Annotated in this window: 14 protein-coding genes; 10 read left to right on the top strand and 4 right to left on the bottom strand. The window is 59.2% G+C overall.

Going from position 1 to position 21,864, the window contains the following annotated elements; genetic code table 11:
- Positions 1-9: 9 nt before the first annotated feature.
- Positions 10-1,842, top strand: a complete 1,833-nt coding sequence (glmS, locus tag OEG81_RS17265) for a glutamine--fructose-6-phosphate transaminase (isomerizing) (RefSeq protein WP_264130503.1) — start codon at positions 10-12, stop codon at positions 1,840-1,842.
- Between the two features lie 50 nt (positions 1,843-1,892).
- Here glmS and OEG81_RS17260 read toward each other — a convergent pair whose 3' ends face one another.
- From OEG81_RS17260 to OEG81_RS17245, 4 genes are all read right to left on the bottom strand, one after another.
- A complete protein-coding gene (locus OEG81_RS17260) occupies positions 1,893-2,633 on the bottom strand; it encodes an SDR family NAD(P)-dependent oxidoreductase (protein ID WP_264130502.1) in 741 nt (246 codons plus the stop codon).
- 106 nt (positions 2,634-2,739) lie between these two features.
- A complete protein-coding gene (locus tag OEG81_RS17255; RefSeq protein WP_264130501.1) occupies positions 2,740-3,714 on the bottom strand; it encodes a Bug family tripartite tricarboxylate transporter substrate binding protein in 975 nt (324 codons plus the stop codon).
- Between the two features lie 163 nt (positions 3,715-3,877).
- Positions 3,878-5,023, bottom strand: coding sequence for an Ldh family oxidoreductase (locus OEG81_RS17250; RefSeq protein ID WP_264130500.1), 1,146 nt, complete (start codon positions 5,021-5,023; stop codon positions 3,878-3,880).
- Positions 4,978-5,949 (bottom strand): Bug family tripartite tricarboxylate transporter substrate binding protein, encoded by a 972-nt coding sequence (locus OEG81_RS17245; RefSeq protein ID WP_264130499.1) that lies wholly within the window; start codon positions 5,947-5,949, stop codon positions 4,978-4,980. The genes OEG81_RS17250 and OEG81_RS17245 overlap by 46 nt, the downstream gene beginning before the upstream one ends.
- A gap of 48 nt (positions 5,950-5,997) precedes the next feature.
- Here OEG81_RS17245 and OEG81_RS17240 point away from each other — a divergent pair, with 48 nt between their 5' ends.
- The 9 genes from OEG81_RS17240 (at position 5,998) to OEG81_RS17200 (ending at position 21,670) form a co-directional block, all read left to right on the top strand.
- On the top strand, positions 5,998-6,906 hold the full coding sequence (locus OEG81_RS17240) for a LysR substrate-binding domain-containing protein (protein ID WP_264130498.1): 909 nt from the start codon (positions 5,998-6,000) through the stop codon (positions 6,904-6,906).
- Between the two features lie 182 nt (positions 6,907-7,088).
- Complete coding sequence (locus OEG81_RS17235) at positions 7,089-9,941, top strand: sugar ABC transporter (RefSeq protein WP_264130497.1); 2,853 nt, start codon at positions 7,089-7,091, stop codon at positions 9,939-9,941.
- Complete coding sequence (locus tag OEG81_RS17230) at positions 9,934-14,982, top strand: tetratricopeptide repeat protein (RefSeq protein WP_264130496.1); 5,049 nt, start codon at positions 9,934-9,936, stop codon at positions 14,980-14,982. The genes OEG81_RS17235 and OEG81_RS17230 overlap by 8 nt, the downstream gene beginning before the upstream one ends.
- A gap of 14 nt (positions 14,983-14,996) precedes the next feature.
- On the top strand, positions 14,997-15,533 hold the full coding sequence (locus OEG81_RS17225) for a DUF4136 domain-containing protein (protein WP_264130495.1): 537 nt from the start codon (positions 14,997-14,999) through the stop codon (positions 15,531-15,533).
- Entirely contained in the window at positions 15,530-16,915 is a 1,386-nt protein-coding gene (locus tag OEG81_RS17220; protein ID WP_264130494.1) for a PelD GGDEF domain-containing protein, read from the top strand. The genes OEG81_RS17225 and OEG81_RS17220 overlap by 4 nt, the downstream gene beginning before the upstream one ends.
- On the top strand, positions 16,908-17,909 hold the full coding sequence (locus OEG81_RS17215; RefSeq protein ID WP_264130493.1) for a hypothetical protein: 1,002 nt from the start codon (positions 16,908-16,910) through the stop codon (positions 17,907-17,909). Before OEG81_RS17220 ends, OEG81_RS17215 begins: the two co-directional genes overlap by 8 nt.
- Entirely contained in the window at positions 17,906-19,453 is a 1,548-nt protein-coding gene (pelF, locus tag OEG81_RS17210) for a GT4 family glycosyltransferase PelF (protein ID WP_264130492.1), read from the top strand. Before OEG81_RS17215 ends, pelF begins: the two co-directional genes overlap by 4 nt.
- Entirely contained in the window at positions 19,453-20,829 is a 1,377-nt protein-coding gene (pelG, locus tag OEG81_RS17205) for an exopolysaccharide Pel transporter PelG (protein ID WP_264130491.1), read from the top strand. Before pelF ends, pelG begins: the two co-directional genes overlap by 1 nt.
- A complete protein-coding gene (locus tag OEG81_RS17200) occupies positions 20,798-21,670 on the top strand; it encodes an endo alpha-1,4 polygalactosaminidase (RefSeq protein WP_264130490.1) in 873 nt (290 codons plus the stop codon). The genes pelG and OEG81_RS17200 overlap by 32 nt, the downstream gene beginning before the upstream one ends.
- Positions 21,671-21,864: the final 194 nt, after the last annotated feature.

The following is a 21,864-nucleotide window of genomic DNA, read 5'->3' as shown; positions in this document are numbered from 1 at the left end:
GGAGTTCTTATGTGCGGCATTGTTGGCGCTGTGGCGCAACGCGACATCACCCCCATTCTTCTTGAAGGGCTCAAGCGCCTGGAGTACCGGGGATACGACTCTTGCGGCGTCGCCGTCCATTCCAATGGCCAGTTGCGCCGCGCGCGCAGCACAGAGCGTGTGGCCGAACTGATGGCGCAGGTCGCCAAGGAAGACATCCAGGGCTTCACGGGCATCGCGCACACGCGCTGGGCCACCCATGGCGCGCCGGCCACGCACAATGCGCACCCCCACTTTTCCGGACAGGGCAAGGGCGCGGCGCGCATTGCATTGGTGCATAACGGCATCATCGAAAACCACGACGAGCTTCGCGCGGAGCTTCAGGCGGCGGGCTACGCCTTCGAGAGCCAGACCGATACCGAGGTCGTCGCCCACCTGGTCGATCACATGTATACGGGCGACCTGTTCGAAGCGGTTCAGCAGGCCACCCGCCGGCTGACCGGCGCATACGCCATCGCCGTGTTCTGCCGCGACGAACCGCATCGCGTCGTGGGCGCCCGCCACGGTTCGCCGCTGGTGGTGGGTCGGGGCGACAACGAAAACTTCCTGGCATCGGATGCGCTGGCGCTGGCCGGCACCACCGACCAGATCATGTACCTGGAAGACGGCGACGTCGTCGACTTGCAGCTTGCGCGGGTATGGGTGGTGGACATCGACGGACGTCCGGTGGAGCGCGAGGTGCATACCGTGCAAGTGCACACCGGCGCCGCCGAGCTTGGCCCGTATCGCCACTACATGCAGAAGGAAATCTTCGAGCAGCCGCGCGCCGTGGGCGATACCCTGCAGGACATCGAAAGCATCACGCCGGAATTGTTCGGCGATGGCGCCTACAAGATATTCAAGGACATCGACAACGTCCTGATCCTGGCTTGCGGCACCAGCTATTACGCCGGCCTGACGGCGCGCTACTGGATCGAATCCATCGCCAAGATTCCCGTCAACGTCGAAATCGCCAGCGAGTATCGTTATCGCGACAGCGTGCCCAATCCGCGCACCCTGGTCGTGACGATTTCGCAGTCGGGCGAAACGGCCGACACCCTGGCCGCGCTGAAGCATGCCCGCAGCCTGGGCATGGAAAACACCCTGACCATCTGCAATGTGTCGACCAGCGCCATGGTGCGCGAATGCAAGCTCAACTACATTACGCGGGCCGGCGTCGAGATCGGCGTGGCGTCCACCAAGGCCTTTACCACCCAGTTGACGGCGCTTTGCTTGCTGACGCTGGCCCTGGCGCAAACCAAGGGGCAATTGAGCGAAGAGCGCGAAGCCGAGATGCTGAAGTCGCTGCGCCACCTGCCGGTCGCCATCGGCGCCGTGCTGGCGCTGGAGCCGCAGATCATGGCCTGGGCCGATCGCTTCGCCAGCAAGGAAAACGCACTGTTCCTGGGTCGCGGCATGCACTACCCCATCGCCCTGGAAGGCGCATTGAAACTGAAGGAAATCAGCTACATTCACGCCGAAGCGTATCCGGCGGGCGAACTGAAGCACGGCCCCCTGGCCCTGGTGACCGAAGCCATGCCCGTGGTGACCATTGCGCCGCACGACGAATTGCTGGAAAAGCTGAAGTCCAACATGCAGGAAGTGCACGCGCGAGGCGGCGAACTATACGTGTTCGCCGACGCCGACACCAAGATCCTGAACAGCGACGGAATCCATGTGATCCGCATGCCCGAGAACTACGGGAAGCTGTCGCCGATTCTGCATACGATACCGCTGCAATTGCTGGCTTATCACACGGCATGCGCGAGGGGGACGGACGTGGACAAGCCCAGGAATTTGGCTAAGAGTGTGACGGTGGAGTGACTGAAGGGGATGTTGCATAGTAGTGAAGATCCGCCTAGACCCTCCGTGAGTCAGGCAGGGTCCAAACCAGCCATCAGAAAGCCGCCATCGACTGTAAATGTTTGGCCGGTTATGTAGGCCGCACCGTCGCCACAAAGAAAAGCTACGAGTGGAGTTAGATCCTCCGTCTTTCCGTACCTCTTCATTGGGACGGCTTTCAGCCACGCATTGCGCCGGGCGGGCGTATGACTATCGCGGTTGCGCTCGGTCTCGATAACTCCCGGTGCGATCGCATTGACCGTAATGCCATGTGCAGCAAGCTCCATAGCGCTAGTCCGCGTCAACCCCTCCACACCTGCCTTCGATGCGGAGTACGGCGCTCGCCAGAGAGTTCCGCGGCTTGCCGCGTGCGAGCTCATGTTAACGATACGTCCGTATCCGGCGGACTTCATGGGCTCCTGCACTAGGCGGGTCCATAGGAAGACAGCAGTCAAATTAATGTTGAGAATTAAATTCCACTCGTCGAGATCGATGCCCTGTGCCGGTGTGTCTCGCACGATGCCAGCGTTGTTCACAAGGGCGTCGACACGGCCACTCTCGTTTAATATAGACGCTAAAGCGGCCTTCGATTGCTCCAGATTCCCCACGTCAGCCTGTATATAGCGTAATCCCTTTTCTTCAGCACCTGTATTGATGTCGATGCCAACGACATCGAAATCGTGCGCCAGTAGTTCAAGGCATACAGCTCGCCCAATGCCCGCAGCGGCTCCGGTGACAACAGCTACTCTTTTGTTCATGGAAGTATTAGTCAAAAAATAGATTTAGGTCCTTGCATACCCTTCAGATGAAATAGGCATGCAAGGTCCACGGCCATCGTGCCCAAAGGCACAATGAATTTTCCGGATCAAACAAGATTTCTTAATCAACCGTGATCTTGGCATTGCTGACAATATCCACGTACTTGACGTTTTCAGCTTGCATGAACGCCCGGAACTGATCTTGCGTCATCGGCGACGGATTGCCGCCTTGCTCAACCATTTGCTTTATGATCTCGGGATCGTGCAGAGCCTCTGTAATGACTACATTGAGCCGATTCTGAACATCTTGGGGCGTCCCCGCAGGCGCAAAAATGCCGTACCAATTGTCAAGATCGTAGGAGGCGGCGGGCTTGTACTCAGAGATCGTTGGAATGTCAGGTGCAAAGCTCGCTCGCTTGGCTGAAGTCACCGCCAGAGGTTTGATTCGACCGGACTTGATGAAAGGTAAGGCACCGGCCATAGCAACAAAACCGGTTTCCACCGAACCCGATGCTACGTCGATCAACATATTCGCTGTACCCTTGTATGGAACGGGGACCAGTTGAGTGCCCGTGAGCATCTGCAGCAGCTCACCGTTGAGGTGCTGCATGTTGCCGACGCCACTAGTGCCGTACCGGACATTACCAGGATTCTTCTGCGCATATGCCATCAGATCCGACACGTCTTTCACTGGAAGTTCGCTATTCGCCACCAAGACATTAGAAATGCGGGTCACTAAGTTAATGGGTACCAAATCGCGTTCCGCATGGTACTGCAGTGGCCTCTTGTAAATGAGGGAATTAATCAAAGTTTCCCCCGGACTTCCCATCAGAAGTGTGTATCCGTCACTTTTGGCTTTCACCACGGCAGCTGCTCCCAGCATGCCGCCGGCGCCTGGCTTGTTCTCGACGATAACGGCCTGCCCCAATGTGTCGCGCAGTTTCTCTGCCAAAATCCGGGCAAAGATATCGGTGGCTCCACCGGGTGAAAATGGGACCACGATGGTGATGGGGCGGCTGGGAAACGCTTGCGCGAACGCAGGGATGACCGGCGCTGCGGCCAGAACCAATATCAAGAGCTTTAAGACACGGAACATTGTTATTTTTCCAATAGTATTGAGATGAAGACCTCAGGGCGCCATCCCGATTGAAGCGTCGCACTGCCTCGGGATGGCGCTGCAGGGCACTGCCCAAGCGCGTCCGCGCCGATGTTGACACATGCATCTTCTGTTTCCATCTGGGCAACGTTGCGGTGGATTGCTAGGGATTGCGAATAGGCCGAGTGAAGTTGCGCAATGGTATGCCTGCTTCCTGGCCGACGCGTTCAAGGTCTGCTAGTGTTTCCCCGGGCAGCACCAAGCCGTCAGCGCGTTGACGCAGATCTGCTTCGGCTTCCATTTCGCCGGGGTAATAAACCTTGTCGTGCCCGGCAGCTATCGGGACGCTCTTGAGGGAATCGATGTAGCTTTCCATACGCTCATGGAACTGAGCCACCGGTTGAAATGCGGCAATATCCAATGCCATGATGAAGTGGCCAGCCCGGCTAAGGCCCACCGGGTCATAAGGCCCGTTCACCTGGTCCTGGAATCCGCTGCCGGACAATACGCCCGACATGACATCCACCATGACGCCGATGGCGTATCCCTTGTGGCCCGCCATCGGTAGAACGAAGCCTTTCAAGGCCTCTTTCGGATCCGTAGTGGGGTTGCCCTGTGCATCGACTGCCCAGGTCGAGGGGATGGATTCGTGGCGATTGTTCGCTAAATAGATCTTTCCGCGTGCAACCCCCGAATTTGCCAGGTCCATCACCATCGGGGCATGGCGACCGGCGGGAACGGCGATGGACCAGGGATTGGTGCCGATTTTCTTTCCCAGGCCTCCCCACGGCGCCATGTTGGGCCCGCCGTTGGTCATCATCAGCATCACGCAATTCTGTTGTGCCGCCATGCGGGTGAAATACATGCAGGTACCGAAGTGGTTCGAATTGCGTACCGAGATAACCCCGACCCCATGCAAGCGGGCGCGGCGCACCGCCTCGTCGGTTGCATACTTTGCAATCACAGGGCCAACGCTTTCATTGCCGTCGAGTACCGCAATAGCCCCTGCATCGGTAATGGTGCTGACATCCGTGCGGGGATTCATGACCCCAGAGCGGAGCCGCGCGTAGTACCAGCCCAAGCGCAGTAAGCCATGGGATTGATGCCCCCACAGATCTGCTTGTACCAGCGAATCTGCAGCAAGCCGGGCATCCTCGGCGGGAATGCCTGCTTGCTGGTAGACCGTCGTCGTAAAGTCGATGAGACCGACCGGGTCCAGCGCCGTCGGGGCGAGCTCATTGATGGTTGGGTTATGCATGAATTTCAGCCTTCCAGTTTGATATTGCGTTCTGCGATAAAGGTTTTCCACTGTTCCATTTCTTCGTGGAACTGCTTGGTGAAAGCTTCGCGTGACGCACCGCCGGGCACCAGGCCTTCGCCCGCAAAGCGTGCGCGAATGTCGGGATCCTTGAGTGCTTCCGCAACAGCCTTGTGCAAGGTGTCGATGATCGGCGCAGGCGTGCCGGAAGGGACGAACGCGGCGAACCAGATGGCAGCGTTCATGTCGTACTTGGAGATTGATTCGGCAACTGTCGGCACTGAGGGCAAGGCGGGAATACGCTCACGGCTGGCTACAGCGATGGGTTTGAGCCTATTGTCCTTGATGTAGTTGATAAAGCCGGGCACGGTGCCGACTGACATCATGATGGTGCCGCCAAGCAAGTCGTTCATGGTGGCGGCGGTTCCTTTATAGTGCACCATCATTAATTGTGTATCGCTAGCCTGGCTGATCATCTCTGCGACAAGGTGCGCCGTTTGCCCCGCGCCGGACGTACCCACGGTCACTTCATCCGGATTCTCCTTGGCGTACTTCACCAGTTCGGGCATGGTGTTGAACGGCGCTGATGGGTGGGCCGCCAGCAGCGTCGGCGAACTGCCAAAGTCGATCACAGGAACGAGATCTTTTGCGGTGTCATAGGGAAGCTTGTCGTACAAAAAGGGGTTGCTGGCCAGGGCACTATTTGCCATCAGTATCGTGTAGCCATCAGGCGCGGCTTTGGCCGCGATGTCCGCGCCGATGATGCCCGACGCTCCCGGCCGGTTTTCCACCAGCACGGACTGTCCAAGAATCGGGCCCACTTTGCTGGCGACCAGGCGAGCGATGACATCAGAGCCGCCGCCCGGGGCAAATGGAACGATCATCCGGATTGGGCGGGTGGGATACTGCTCGGCGGCGTTGGCGCCGGACCCTACAATGGCGAGCGCGGCTATCATGGCGCTGAGAAGGGCTTTCATGTCTATTCCTCCGTTTAGTTATGGATAGTGTTCACTATACGTACCGCCATGAAGGAAATAGGCAACTTTCCCATCCAAAAGCATTACGTTTCCTTAAGTGTTATGTCCTATCTTGCTATTGATCGCCTTCGAACTTTTGTGGCCGTGGTAAAGCTTGGCTCGTTTGCCGCCGCCGCGACGGAGTTGCTGTGTACCCAATCGGCCGTCACCCAACAGATGAGACGTTTGGAAACCGAGCTGGGCAAGCAGCTATTCCAGAAAGTGGGACGTAGCAAGCAGCTCACGCAGGACGGCCTTCTATTGGTCGATTATGCAAAGCGCTTGGTGGCGCTTCACGACGAGGCATGCGCTGCAATGACGTCCACAGCTGTCATGGGTGATTTACGGCTGGGTGCACCACACGACATCACTGACAGCATCCTTCCAAATCTTCTGGCCCACCTCTCACGCTCTTTCCCGGGCTTGCGCATTTCAATTCACGTTGGGCGCAGCCCCCACTTGCTGCAAGAGCTTCGCAGGGGCGAGATCGACATGACGGTGGCCAGTTTTATCGATGCTCCCGACTTGCGGCAGATCACTTTACGCACTTCGCCTATCGTCTGGATGTGTGGAGCGCGATTCCGCTACGATGCGACCCAACCGCTGCCCTTGATCGTGGTCGCTTCCGACTCCAGCCAGTTTCGCAATATTGCGATCGAGAACCTGGACAGATCGGGTATCCCTTGGCGTATTACTTATTCATCGCCGACTGTCGTCGGCGTGCGTGCGGCCGTGCGCGCTGGCCTGGGAGTGACCGCGCGCAGTGTCGAGATGCTCGGGCCGGATCTGCGCGTAATGGGCGAGGCAGAGGCCTTGCCCCATCTGCCCGATGTCAGTTTTCGGATGTTTCTCAGTCCCATAAGCGCAAACAAAGCGGCCCAGCGTGTATTCGAATCGCTGAACGGGCAGCGCCTTTAGAGGTAACGAAGTGACCGGGAATACGCTGGATGTGCTTAGCTCAGGCGCGCCATGTGCGTACACGGCCCTAATGTCCTACGCCATTTAACCTCAACTCCCTACGTCTTTCGTCACATGTGGGCCGGCAGCATGCCCTCTATGATTATCCCAAAGCATTGCCAGATGTTAGCGGCGCCAACTTAATGAGCGCGCGGCGTCTGATCGCAAGAGAAGACGACAGGGAAGGGGTAATGGTAACCACATGTGGGACTCCGCCGCTGCGCCCCAGCGTTGCACCGGTGTTGGCTGATGTTTGGAGCAAATACGCCAAGGGGCTGGTCGCGATGACAGCTTGCGCGGCCATCCTGGGGTGGACTCCGACGACACAGGCACAGCTTGACGCCTCGTCGGTCAGTCGACGCAATGTTGCCCTTTACTATCAAAGCGATGTTCCCGTCGATGAACTTCGGGTCTTCGACGTTGTTGTGATTGATCCGAGCCGCGCACGCCCGCCTTCGCTTGCCGATGCTCCGCAGACGACCTGGCTGGCGCGCTTGCGTGTGGTTCCATCCGCGATCACCTCCGACTATATGGAACGAGTCGTGACCCCGTTATGGACACAAGGATATCGCGGCTTCCTGGTGGATGACGGCCAGCCTCTGGGCGCAGCGGAGGAAAACGAGGGGCAGGCATTGCGTCAGCTGGTCGCAGCCATCAAGCAGGCCTACCCCGACGCCGGCATCGTCCTGCGCAATCATCTGGCGCTGGCCGGCGAGATTGCAGGCCAGCTGGATGCGCTAGTCGTGGACAGCATCTATAACTCGGCGTCGGCGTATGGAGGCACGCGACTTTCGGCCGCCCGATCCGGTAAAGATGCGGCGCGAGACGCGCTCAAAGTCTTGCGGGACCGCCACCCAGCCTTACAGATCGTCGCACTGGATTACTGTTACCAGGGTGACCGGGTATGTCGCCGCGAACGCGCAAGGCAGATCGAGGCGGATGGCTGGACGCCCTATGTGACGACTGCGGCGATTGACTCAATCGGCGTAGGGCACATAGAAATAATGCCGAGGAAGATCCTGATGGTGCAGGCGCTGGAGGAAGATGAGCCTTTGCTCACTTCGACAGGCGCTTACACCATGTCGATGCCCCTGAACTACTTGGGCTACGACGTGCACTATGCCGACACAAACAAGCGCCTGCCCACCCGAGTCAATAATGATCGTTATGCGGGAATCGTCGTTGCGCTGCAGAACGCCGTCACTGACGCTACTGCCTGGCGCCGGTGGCTGCTCAGTCAAATACGTGGCGGCACGAAAGTGGTGTTCATGGGGCAATTCGGATTCACACTGGATGGGCCAACCGCCCGGGAATTGTCTCTAAGAATCATACCCGGGCCGAACGTGGCAAGTGATGCGTATGTTGCTTCGCAGGATCCTATCATCGGATTCGAGGTGATGCCCGCGGCTGACGCTCGTGCGGTGGTCGGCATCGAGGCGGGGCCGGAGGCGACCTCATTGCTGCGTGTGGGCGTGGGCAAGCGTCAATATGACGTCGTCGGCCTGGCGCCTTGGGGAGGGTTTGCACTGGCACCCTACCATATGCACCTGGATACGGTGGACCAATATCGTTGGCCTCTACAGCCTTTGGAGTTCTATCGCCGCGCATTGGCATTGCCGGACATGCCGGTCCCCGATGTGACTTCCGAGAACGGTCGCCGCCTGATGTTCACGCAGGTGGATGGTGATGGCTTTGCCTCTCGCGGCGAGTTCGCTGGAGCAACAAACCAGTACAGCGGCCAGATCCTTTATGACCGGGTGTTCAAACGATATCCGATACCGATGACGGTGTCCGTTATCGAGGGGGAAACAAGCGCAACCGGTGCCTACCCCAAGTTATCGTCACAGTTGGAGGCCATTGCGGTGAAGATATTTTCACTGCCACATGTAGAGATCGGCAGCCATACCTATTCCCATCCATTCTTCTGGACCGAAATCGACGGCGAGTCGGGAGCGCGACGGCCGATTAACGAACGCTTCCGTTTGTCCGGGAACGACAAATATCCGTTCCATCTGCCCATCGCGGGGTATGAACTGGATGTCGCTCGCGAAGTGCAGGGTTCCATCGACTATATCAACAACCGTCTCGCCCCGCCGGGGAAGAAGGTCCAGGCATTTCTGTGGTCGGGCGATGCCATGCCGTCAGCCTCAGTCCTGCGCCGTGTGGCGCAAGCCGGCGTCTTCAATATCAATGGTGGGGACACCACAATTACGCGCCAGGCACCGAGCTGGACCAAGATCGCGGGGTATGGGCTGGCCCACGGCACCGGCCCCCACGAATTCCAGGTGTTTGCCGCCACCATGAATGAGAACGTCTATACCGGCGACTGGACCGGCCCGTTCTACGGTTATAGGCGCGTGCTGGAAACGTTCGAGATGACGGACACGCCCATCCGCTTCAAAGCCCTCGATATTTACTATCACTTTTACTCTGCGACCAAGAAAGCGGCGCTCGATGCTCTGACTCGGGTATTCGACTCGTCCCTCAAGCAGCCGGTGTTCCCCGTTTACACGACCGACTACATACGCCGTGTACTGGAGTGGCGCCGGGCGGTGGTGGCGCGTGAGGGGGACGCCTGGCTGGTCCGTACAGGGGATAACCTGCGGCAGTTGCGCTGGCCCGGCAACGGCGTGCCCCGCATGGATACGGCGCAAGGGCTTGCGGGATATATGCCCGGTCCAGGGGGCTTATATATCCACATGGGCGCACGCCAGGCCAGGTTCAGCATGTCGGGGCCGGATCGGAATGCCCTGCCGTATATCCACACCGCATCGGGATTCGTACGCGATTTTTCGCGGGAGGGCGGAAGCGTTCGATTCGACTTCGGCGGGTATTACCAGCCTTTCATTCTGTTGGCCAACGCGGCCAACTGCCGTGTTGCTGTCAACGGCAAGCATGCATCCGCGCCCGTGAAGAACGGATTGCGCCGGATAAGCGTCGGTGGCAATGCTGTGCCTTCCATCAACTACCACTCCGTGGAGGTGAATTGTGGCTAAGCAGCGTGTTCAACTGTGCCCAGTCTGGTTGACGGCATTGTTGGGCGTCGGCATCACCCTGGCGCTGGCGGCATCGTTTCCGACAGAGGAATCGCTGTCCCGCCGGGTTGCAACTTCCCCGCCTTCCGCGCTATCGGTTGCCTATCTTGAAGGCTTGCTGCGCATGCGGCCGGACACGCCCATGTATCTGAATGCATTGGCTGTTCAGCATCTCAAGTTGGGTCAGTGGGATGCTGCATTCCAGCTCGCTGATCGTTTGCAAGGCATGGAGGGCGACGAAGACGCCCGCCGCCAGGCGCTGCTACTGCAAGCCGTTGCGAGCGAGCAATGGGCCTATGGGTATGCACCAACGGACCCGCGTCGAGCCGAAGCGTTGGAACACGTCAAGTTGATCCTGGAAAAAGCCATGGAGTACGCCGTCGACGTCGAAACGCTTGCAAGCCTGGCGGAAAAGGCCACGGAGGTCGGTGCGTATCAGATCGTGGAGCGCCTGTATGGCAAGTTGGCGGAGGCCGACACGGTCCATGCACAACGGTGGCACGAAAAACTGGCAGAGGCGGCGCTTTCGCGCAACGGCGAAATAGAAGCCGCCAAAGCGTATATGTCGGCATACCGTGCGAGCAAGACCCTTGATGGACAGCGGCATTTCTTCTTGAGTGCCCTGCATACACTTGTCTCTGCGAACGCTGTGGACCAGGCCTGTGAGCTGGGACATGCCAATCTGGGTGCACTCCGGGCGGATAAGGCGACGCTGCGCTATATGCTGGTGCTGGCACGGCAGGCCGACCGCAGCGACCTTGTTGTCTTCTACGCGCGCGCCCTGCTGGGATTGGCGGGACAAGCACCGCAAGCGGACCTGGCTCCACGCATCCATATGATGTACAGCCGCCCCATAGACGCATATACGCAGGGGGCCGCTGTACATCATATAAGTGCCATGGCCCGGCCCACCGCCCTGAACAAGCGCGATGATCCTTCGGAGTATGAGCTGGTGTACCAGGCGTTCGTGGAGACGGGACTGCTGGCCGAAGCCCAGATGGCCGGGCGCCAGGCAATGCTGGCGGGTGAGCCTGTCGGCGAATGGGCGCCTCGTCTTGCCGAGCTCGCCATATGGCGAAATCAACCGGACAAAGCGTTGGAATACTGGCTGATGGCGGCTAGGGGGCAAAATGATGCCCATGCCTGGGAACAGGTCTTGGCGCTGGCTGCAGAACTTGAACAGCCGGATGCGTTCATGCAGGCCTGGGGTTTCTTGAACGATGACGGGACAGACCCCGATGCCGCCTGGAAAGCGCAAGAGGATCTGCTCGCCCGCTACATAAAATCGGCACGCTGGATTTCGGCCCTGAATGTAGCCGATGCTCTCATTGCAGACGGTCCGGAAGCAAGTAAGCCGCGCCTGCTGCTGCTGGCCGTGATCGCTGCCGAGCAATTTGCCTATCAACATCCGGCGGATGACCCGAAACGTTCGGTCGCGATGGAGGTCTTTCGTCACCGGCTAAAGGAAGCGGCACACTACGACGGCTGGGATGTATCGGCATTGACATGGCTCTCGCAACGAGCCGAGGCCGCCGCAACGGGTGAGCTTCAGGAGCGCTGGCTAAGAAAGCTGGTGCAGCTGGATGGCGCCAATGCGACGCAGTGGCAGGCTCGCCTCGCCGAGGCCGCGCTGCAGCGGGGCGAGTACGTGCAGGCAGCCGATGCCTATTTCGATGCGCAGGCAATGGCCACTGCACGCGCGGAAAAGCGCAAGTATTTTGTTGCAGGCCTGCAGGCTTATGTCGCTTCCGGCGACGTCGGTCAGGCCTGCGTCGCGGCGGAGAGGCACAGACAGGAGCTGGCCGGAGATCTTCAGACGCTGCGCTACCTGATCGGTCTGGCGCGGCAGGCCGGGCGTGCGGATCTTCTCGCTGGTTATGCGAGAGAGCTCATCGGAGCCACGCAGAAAGGATCGGCTGAAACATCAGGCAGCGAGAGAGCTGCGCCGGTATCGGCACAACAGGGACGGGCTCTACCCGGCGAGTGGCGGGCATACCCCGCCGTCTGGTCGGGCAAGGGCGTTCCCATTCGGCGCGCCTTCCAATGGTCCGACATGCAGCCGCGACGCATGCTGGTGTCGGATTCGGGGGGCGCGCCGGACGAGGACAGCATGGAGTATCTTGAGTCGGACCTGGACCTTGCATTCGCTGCCCTGGTGCAAAGCCGCCAGCTGGACGAAGCCGAGAGAACGGCCGAGCTCGCCCTGAAGCGGGGCCTGTCGCCGATGGTATGGTTGCCGCGGCTCGCTCAGGTGTCGGAATGGAACACAAAAGTCGAGAAGGCACTCCATTACTGGCTGCGGTATGCGTACGAATCGGGCGAGCAGGCCGCATGGGAAAAGGTGGCGGTAATGGCGCGGCAGGTCAATAACCATACTGCGTACTTGTCCGCCGTCAAGCATGCCTACGCCCGCAGTCCCTCTGACGAGGTTCTTCTTGCTGACTTGGTCGCGACTTACGAAAAGCTGGGCCTTATTGATGAAGGCTTGCAGTATCTGCAAGGTTATGCCCGTGGCAAGCAGCGCTCCACGGTGCTGGAAGCGTACGCCGCCCTGGCGGAACGGTCCGGGCGTGACCAACTGGCCTTGGATGCGTATCGGCGGCTGCTGGTCGAGCACCCCGAGGCACCCCTGTATGCCATGCATATAGCTGCAATCCAGCAGCGTAACGGCGAGAGGCAGGCAGCGGTGGAAACCTTGCGCGCGCTGCGTGACCATGCGCGGGCAGACCCCGTACACGCCCCATACTGGCGGCTATACGCCGGCCTTGCCCGCAATCTTCATCTGGACGAGGAGGCTCATTTCGCGCATCGCCAACTTATTTCGTCGGGTAGCGCGAACGCTGAAGATCTGCGCCACCTGACATTTTTCTACGAGGCCTATCCAGTCGACGCCGGACGGCTGGCGGAAGCTGAATTTCGCCAGAACGGCGCGACGAGCGCATTGCTTGCGGCACTGCATTTTTACGCCCAGAGTCCCGCATGGCCTCACGTCGGGGTTTTACTGGATGGGCTGACGATCGAGCAACGCGCCGCATTGGAGCGCTCGCCCGATATGCTGGTGTCGCGAGCCGCATATTACATTCGGAAGGGCGACTTTGAGTCGGCCTTCAGCGATATGCGTCAGGCCGTTGTCCTGCCTTCTGCGGCGGATCATACACGGGTGGCGTACTTATGGGCTTTGTCGGCATTCGGGACAGTTCCCGAACTGCGTAGCGCCTTGATGGCGTTCCGGGCACATGCGGCAAGCAACCCAGTGTACTGGGGGCCCTATGCCGCGGGTGAGCTACGCTTGGGAAATGCCGCTGCCGCCGCGCTTTACCTGCGCCGGGAAGCAGAGCGGACCGGACAGGATCCCGTCGTTCTGGCGGCACTGGCCGATGCGGAAGAATCGGCTGGCCGGTCGGGGCTGGGCCAGAAACTGCGACTGGAGGCATGGAAGGCTTTGCAAAGCGAACCCCTCGCAGAAGCGCCGCGGCAGGAAGATCGCTTGCAGCGCGGAATCGAGGAGGCTGAGAGCCGGCGCGTCACGGTAGCTACATTAGGCTCCGGCTTTGCGCTGGGCGATCATCATAAAGCTATGGTATTCCGGTTGCTTGAGCCGGAACTCGCCGCGAAGAGCGATCAGGCCGGTCATGTGTCCATCCTGGGGGATCTCCCCGGCCTGCCGTCCGTGGCGACGGTGATGCGGCTCGATGATACGCGCAACGTCATGAGTTCGGCCGAGGTGTTTAGGGACAGCGGGCCGCCAGTTGCCGGTCGTGTCGCGGTGAAAGCGCTGATCCTGAACTGGGCCTTGGCCGGCCGGCACAATGAATTGGCTCGTGCATGGTTGGTCCGCGAATATGGTGCTGACGATCCCTCCCGTATTGACGCGCAGGCGTATATAGCTTCGGAAGGTCGAAGTATGGATGTGATGGAAAGCCTGGTTGAGAGCGATCGGCTGTCGCCTCAAGCAAAAGTGAATGCGTTGGTCGCCTTGAACCGTATCCCCGAAGCCCAGCCCATTGCTTACCAGCTGGCCGAGGGGGCGCCCGACAATGATGAGCGGCATGCCCAGATGGCGCAGCTTGTAATGCGTAGGCCCCAGGCTGTGGGTGTGGACGTGGCCCATGTGTCAACGCGCCCGTTGGAGTACCTCGCGACCACTATCAGTGGCCGAATGAATATCACCAGCCGGCTCAGTGTTGGCATTGAGGCGCTAAACAAGCACCAGGAAACAACGGATCCATCGGAGCTGGCGTGGGTGCCCAATAATGACCGCAGCTTCAATTTGACGCTCACCGACATCACGGCAACGCGTGAGCTTGCCTTGACGGTCGGCCATCGAAAGGCGTTGGAGTCCTTCCATACCATCAGTTTCATGGCGCAGCTCAATCCCTACGGCGCCTTCCGACCGGCCATTTTTGTCGGTCGCAATCAGCCCACTTACTTATCCCAAAGTTTGCAGGTGGGCGGCATCAAAGATCTGGTGCGCATCACGCTGGACTGGGCTCCCGAGTCCCGCTGGTTTGTGCAGACGAGCGCTGAAGCGCTGCGCCTATACAGCCAGGACCGGGAGCGGCTCGGTCATGGCTACATCTTCAGTGCAGAGGCGGGTGTGCGTGTGCCGGGTTTGCTCCCCGATATGAACGTAAGGGGCGTTTTTGAACGCGGCATCTTCTCTGCCACGGATGCCGCGGTGCCCGGCTTCGCGCGTCTCATGGCTGACGGTCAGGCGCCCTTGTCCTCGGTGATCATGCCGCAAAACTACACCCGATATGGCGTAGTTCTTGGTTTTGGCGTATCCAACCCAAATTCATTCAATTCGTCCTGGCGGCCATATGCCGACCTCGGCATGATCCGCGACAGCAATCAAGGTTGGGGGCCGATGGTGGCGATAGGCCTTAGCGGACCGGTGATCGGAAAAGACCGCCTCAGCCTCTTTTACCAATATGAGAACGCCGCCGGCGACGGTACACGTTCATCCAGGCAGATAGGCCTGACTTACCGCTTGTTTTTCTGATCAGGGAGCACGATATGAAGACGCAATTTAAAGCGCGGTTCAATAGAGTGGCTGGAATAACAGCGCTGGTGGCGCTCGCCGCATGTTCCAGCACGCAAGTCAGCCAGGCACCGTCATGGACCCAATTGAACAAGCTTGCCTTGGTGCCTTTGAGCAATTACACCGAGACACCCGGTGCAGCCCTGGGAGCACAGAGCATTGCACAGAATCTGTTGCATCAGAAGGGCTTCACACAGCTCGCCACGTATCCATTCAGTGATTCGGCGGGGACCTACTTGTTGAACAACACCGACCAGCAGCGCGCCCAGGCCCTGGAGTGGGCACGTAATGCGGGCGCCCAATATGCCTTGACCGGCGCCGTGCAAGAGTGGCGGTACAAGGTGGGAATAGATGGCGAACCGGTGGTCGGCCTGTCGTTTGATGTCGTTGATTTGAATACGGGTGAAGTGGTCTGGAGCGCAATGGGCAGCCGGAGCGGATGGAGCCGTTCAACGCTTGCCGGTGTTGGCCATGAACTGATCAGTCAGCTCCTGGAACCCATACAACCTTGAGCGCCGACATCATGAGCACTGTCATCTTGCCCCAGGACTCCGGGCGACGCGTGGCCGCCGATCACGCTCGCCGCGAAAGCCGCTATCTCGCCATCGTCGCACCAAATGGCTTGCGGAGCTTCGCCGTCCTGGAGGTTGTGACAGGTATGGCGGCCGCTCTGGGTCTGGCCTATATATTGCGGCCCGATGATCCGCTTTTGATCGGCTCTCCATATCCGTGGTTATGGCTGCTGGCAACAATTTTTGCGCTGCGCTATGGCGCCTTGCTGGGCGTTCTTTCCGGCCTGTGCATCGTGGCCGCAGCATGGTTGTTTCATGACGCGGCACAGTACCCCATGCCCACGGTCCTACTCGCGGGGGGCATGATACAGCTGGTGGTGGTCGGCCATTGCAGCGATGTCTGGGTGGGTCGTTTGCGGCGCTTGAACGCGGCTAACGACTATCTTGGCGAGAGGCTGGGTTCGCTCATCACCAATCATTACCTGCTCCGTGCATCACATGAACATATGGAAAGAGAAATGCTGGGGCGCTCCGTGACCCTGCGCGATGCCATCGCACAATTACGCAAGGCGTCGCGCGCGAACCTGGATGGGCAGGATGTTCCCGGTATGCAACAGCTGTTGGACTACGCGGCCTGCGTCTCCAGCGTAGACCATGCCGCGATTTATCGGATGACCGACAAGGGGCTCTCGCCCGATGCGTTGGCCTCGATAGGCCCGAATTTCCCGCTGGACCTTGATGATCCCCTATTGCGTGCCTGCCTGGAGAGCCATCAGCTGACCCATTTGCGATCCCCCGATGGCGAGAGCAGCACCTATGTTGCCTGTGTTCCCCTTATCGCTAATGAAAGAGGGCTTATTGCGGTACTGGTAGTGCGCGGCATGCCGTTTCTCGCATTGAACACGGACAACCTCCAGTTGTTGCGCGCCTTGCTCAATTACTACGTCGACGGCTTGGCTCATACGGCCGTTGTTAAAGACATACAGCAGCATGTGCCGACTTGTCCAGAGGAGTTTGCGCTGGAACTCGGACGGCTGGCACGGTTGACGAACGAGGCAGGGATACCTTCTACGTTAATGGCATTTGAATTCTCGCGGGATGCACTTTCTGAACCAGTGATGGATATTCTGCGCAGCGAGCGGCGCACCCTGGATTTGATCTGGCTTCACGCAACAGAGCAAACGTCTATCGTTTTCGTGCTGCTTCCGCTAACGGATACCGTAAGGGCGCAAGGTTGCCGCTTGCGCGTCAAGCGGCAATGCCAGGACAGGCTGGCTCTGGACCTGGACGCCATGGACGTGCATATCGATATCGTTGCAGTGCCTGCCCAAGCCCCGGGCCTTGCTCTACGGCGCCTGTTGTACCGGGGCCATCATGGCTAAAGCGCTGTTCGCCCTGTTGCTGGGAGCCTTGGCCTTGACATTGCAGGGCGTGGCACTTCTTCGCTTCGCCGAGTTCCTGGACGCAGGGCGGCCCTTGGCCGAGAGCATCTTATGGCAGGTCGCGGGGGCCCTTGCCGGCGGTTGCTGGATGGCATGCGTAGGCATCAGGCAGCACCCTGGGCAGTGGCGCAGCCTGTTTGCGCATGGTTTCCTGCTTTGTCTTCTGCTTCCCGTGGTGGGACAGACCCTCATCGGTTCAACGGCCCTGGGCGTGCTGTGTATGCCGGCTGTCAGGCGTGTGCCGCCCGTTCACTTCATACCGTTACCCCGTATCGTCCCCAGTCTGATACGGCAGGTCACTTATGGTGCGGGCTTGCGCTTGCTGGGCCAGCTGCGTGATGACGGCTTGTCGCCCGACGAGCGCTTGCAGGCCATGGTCGGGCTGCGCGATCTGCCGTCGAATGTAAGCGGCGGACTACTGCGCATGCTGCTGGCCGACCCGGCCGAAGAGATCCGCCTGCTCGCGTACGGGATCTTCGAGGCGGCAGAAAACCGTATCCGTCAGGAGATTCTGATCGCCCGACAATTACTGGATGCGGCCCAGTCCGACACCGAGCATGCCCAGCTCGCCGCCCGCCTTGCCGAGTTGCACTGGGAGCTCGTTTATCAAGATCTCGTACACGGCGAGTTGCGGCAATTCACCTTGCGTTGCGTCCGTCAGTATGCGCACGAGGCCCTCATGCGCGATGCGAAGCAGGGCAGTTTATGGTTTTTGCTCGGGCGTAGCGCATTGATCGACGCGGATCCGGAGCAAGCTCGCGAGTACCTGTCGCGGGCGCAGGAGCACGGGTTTCCAGCCCATCGCCTGGCCGCTACGCTGGCCGAAGCCGATTTCCAGCAAGGCCAATATGCAGCGGTACCCCGCAGCCTTGCCGTGCTAAAGGGCTTCACCCCAACCCCCTACGAGTCTGTCAAAAGGTATTGGCTCACATGAACATCACCGACCGGAAGGCCAAATCCGCGGACATCGCGCTGTTGCTGGAGGGTACTTTTCCCTATGTGCGGGGCGGAGTATCGGCGTGGGTGCATCAGATGATACATAGCTTCCCGCAGTACCGATTTGCGGTGGTCTTTATTGGAGGACGGCGTGAAGACTATGGCAAGCCACAATACGAATTGCCGCCTAATGTCATTCATTTCGAAGAGCACTTCATTCATGAGCCGCGGACGCCGCCGTCATCGCCCAGGCACAAAGCCGGCGCCGGCAGCAAGCAGCGCATAGCTCAGCTGCACGATCAATTTCGTTCGGAATCTTATCCGGGGGCGCTGGGGCGCATGTTGCACGACATACTTCCTGCGATGCGGCCCGGTGAGGATCTGGACGAAGCGCAATTCCTGCACGGGCGGCATGCCTGGGATTTCATTGCCGAGCGTTACGATGAGCATTGCACCGATCCTTCGTTCACCGATTACTTCTGGACCGTGCGCATGATGCACATGCCGCTGTGGCAGCTGGCCCAGGTGGCGGAGCAGCTTATTCCAGTCAGGCTGTATCACACCATTTCGACGGGCTATGCGGGCTTGCTGGGCGCCATGCTACGCCACCGGAACAAGGTCCCGTTGGTGGTGTCCGAGCATGGTATTTACACCAAGGAGCGCAAGATCGATCTCTTGCAGAGCCAGTGGATACGTGACAACCGCGGCTTGATTGAGCGCGACATCTCCCAGCTGGGATATTTTCAAGACCTTTGGCTGCGGTTCTTCGTCGCAATGGGGCGTATGTGCTACGACGCAGCCGACGAGATCATCGCTCTCTATGAAGGCAACCGCCAGCGGCAAATACGAGACGGTGCTCCGGAGGAAAAGACGCGCAGTATTCCCAATGGCATTTCCATTGCCCGGTTTGCACCCCTGCGCAGCCAGCGGCCTGCGCGTATCCCTAAAGTGGTCGCACTGATCGGCCGGGTCGTGCCCATCAAGGACATCAAGACTTTCATTCGTTCAATGTATATCGCGTGGTGCAATGACCCCGAGATCGAAGCGTGGATAGTAGGCCCTCAGGACGAAGATCCCGCTTATGCGGGAGAGTGCCGCGATCTATCAGCCAGTCTGGGCATGCAGGCTCACATCCATTTCAAGGGCTTCCAAAGGATAGACGAGCTCATGCCGCAAATCGGCCTTGTCGCATTGAGCTCCATCAGCGAAGGTTTGCCGCTGGTCATCCTGGAGGCGCTGGCCTCCGGCGTGCCCGTGGTCGCGACGGATGTAGGTTCATGCCGCCAACTGATACAGGGCCGCAGCGACGCCGACCGCGCGCTGGGAGAGGCAGGGGCGATTGTCCAGATCGCGGATGCTGATCAGTTCGCCCTTGCGGTCCTTAGCCTGCTCCACGATCCCGAGCGCTGGACAGCGGCCCAGGCGACCGGGATAACGCGCGTGGAATGTTATTACGCCGACAGCCTTATGCATGAGAGCTACGAGAGTGTTTATGCCAATCTCTTGAGCTATCGCCGCGATCGCGCGATGGAGGAAGATTGATGTCCGGCATCAGTTTGCGGCTACGGCGTCTGCTCATTCCTGAGACGCTAAGCAGTACCCTCACCGCCTATCTGTATGCCGGGATGATCAGTGCCGGTCCGCTGGTCCTGTCAATTGTCGGCATCTTATTGGTTGGCCTGCTGAGCCTGTCCGCCGTACGGCGTCCCGAACATCTGGTGCAGTTTCAGGTGTCGGTCACCTATCTTATTGCCGCCAGTCTGATTGTCACGGGCCTGGTGCAACTGGCCTTTACGCGTTATGTATCGGATCGCATGTTCGAGCGCCAGCTTGACCGGATATTATCCAGCTACCATGCGATCAGCCTGGTGACGACGGCGGCTGCGGGGGTACTGGGAGTGCTGATCAGCTGGGCATACTTCGGCGGCCTGTCCATGGTCTATCGCATGCTCATGGTGATGGCATTCGTGATTCTCAGCCACATCTGGGTGGCGAGCACCTTTCTGGCCAGCATCAAGCAGTACGGTTCGATATTGCTGGCGTTTTTTTTCGGCTATGGCCTGACTGTGCTGGGGGCAGTGTGGCTGGCGAAGCATGGCTTGAATGGGCTGCTTGCCGGTTTCGTGGCGGGGCAGGCGATCTTGCTGATGGTGATGAACGGCGCCATCCATCGGCGCTTTCGCTCAGAGCGCTATGTATCCTGGGACATGTTCAGTTATCGCCGCGCCTATCCCATCCTGATAGGCGTGGGCTTCCTGTTCAACCTGGGGGTTTGGCTGGACAAGTTCATGTTCTGGTTCGCGGCGACCGGCACCAACATCATTGGTCCATTGCGAGCGTCCGTCATCTACGACATGCCCATCTTCATTTCCTACCTTTGCATCATTCCCGGCATCGCCGTCTTCTTGCTTCGTATGGAAACCGACTTCGCGGATCATTACAACGAGTATTACGGGGCGGTGCGCGATGGCGGCACCCTGGACGACATCCGGCGGTCACGTGACGAAATGGTGTATAGCGCGCGTGCGGCGCTCTACGAGATCCTGAAGATCCAGACAGTGGTTGCTTTGCTGGTTTACGGTTTTGGCGAAAGCGTGCTCGAGTACATCGGGATTTCGCGGCTTTATTTGCCCTTGCTGCGTATAGACGTCGTGGCGGCCAGCCTGCAGATTCTATTCCTGGGCGTGCTCAATATCTTTTTTTATCTCGATAAGCGGCGCCTGGTGCTGGTGCTTACACTGCTCTTCGTCGTGTTGAATGGCACGCTGACATGGGCGACTTTGCAGCTGGGGCCGTCCGCATACGGCTATGGATTCGTCGTTGCACTTCTGGTCACCGTCGTGCTGGGCTTCTATTTGTTGGACCGCCACTTTGAGGCTTTGGAATATGACACCTACATGGCTCAAGGCGGCGGCTAGCCGCCGTTTGTTGGCAGGTATCCTGGGCTCCTTGTCCTTGGCGGCCCCGGTGGTCATATCCGCGGAACCGCTGCGCAACGCTGTCTTCTATTACGGTGACGCGGCCAACTGGGACTCCTTGCGGGCGTTTCAGTTGGCGGTGGTCGAGCCGGATGCAGGCCCATTGTCTACCTCGTCGCCGACGGGAATGTCGGGATCCTCGAAAACAGATTGGTTCGCCTACGTCAGCGCAACGGAAATAACGGCCTTTCGCGACTACTACTTCGATGTTCCGTTAAGCTGGCGGGCAGGCCTGAATACGGCCTGGCATTCTGAAATCATTGATCCGGCCACGCCCGGCTGGCCTTCCTTTTTTGTGGAGAATGTCGTGACGCCGTTGTGGAACCGCGGCTACACCGGCTTCTTTCTGGATACGCTCGATTCATATGAGTTGCTGGGTCTTGGCGAGGTCCAGCTGGAACGCAGCCGGCAAGGCTTGCTACGTTTGATACGCGCCATCAAGGATAAATACCCCGAGGCCAAGCTGATTCTCAATCGGGGTTTCGATCTTCTGCCCGCTATCCATCAGGACGTGTATGCCGTCGCGTTCGAATCGCTCTATCGCGCCTGGAATCAGGCAGAGAATTGCTACGAGGAAGTGGGCGAGGAGGACCGGGCGTGGTTGCTGAAGCAAATCAAACGGATACAGCAGCGCTACAAGCTGCCCGTCATAGCCGTCGATTATTGTCCCCCAGACGATGGCGAGTGCGCGCAGGAGACTGTCAGGAAGATCCGTGCCTTAGGCCTGGTTCCCTACGTCGGAGACGGTAGCTTGCAAACCGTCAATAGGTCGGCCCTGTGAAGACCGGCATCATTTCCACTTGAGAAGCGAAGCTGAGGCTCATCTGCTGAAGTGGTTCGGATCTTTGCCTGCACCGTTTTAACTCAATTCAAAGCTGCCGGTCACGCGACGGCGCACCAAGCTGGGGCGCCGTCGCGTTTCCGCGCCCCTCTTCATTGCATCCCAAGCCCCCAAAGCGCCGACTTGGCTATAAA

It is taken from the genome of Pollutimonas sp. M17 (genome assembly GCF_025836975.1).
Classification (GTDB): domain Bacteria; phylum Pseudomonadota; class Gammaproteobacteria; order Burkholderiales; family Burkholderiaceae_B.
The sequence above is the reverse complement of the archived record's forward strand: the minus strand, read 5'-3'. Positions and strand labels throughout refer to the sequence as shown.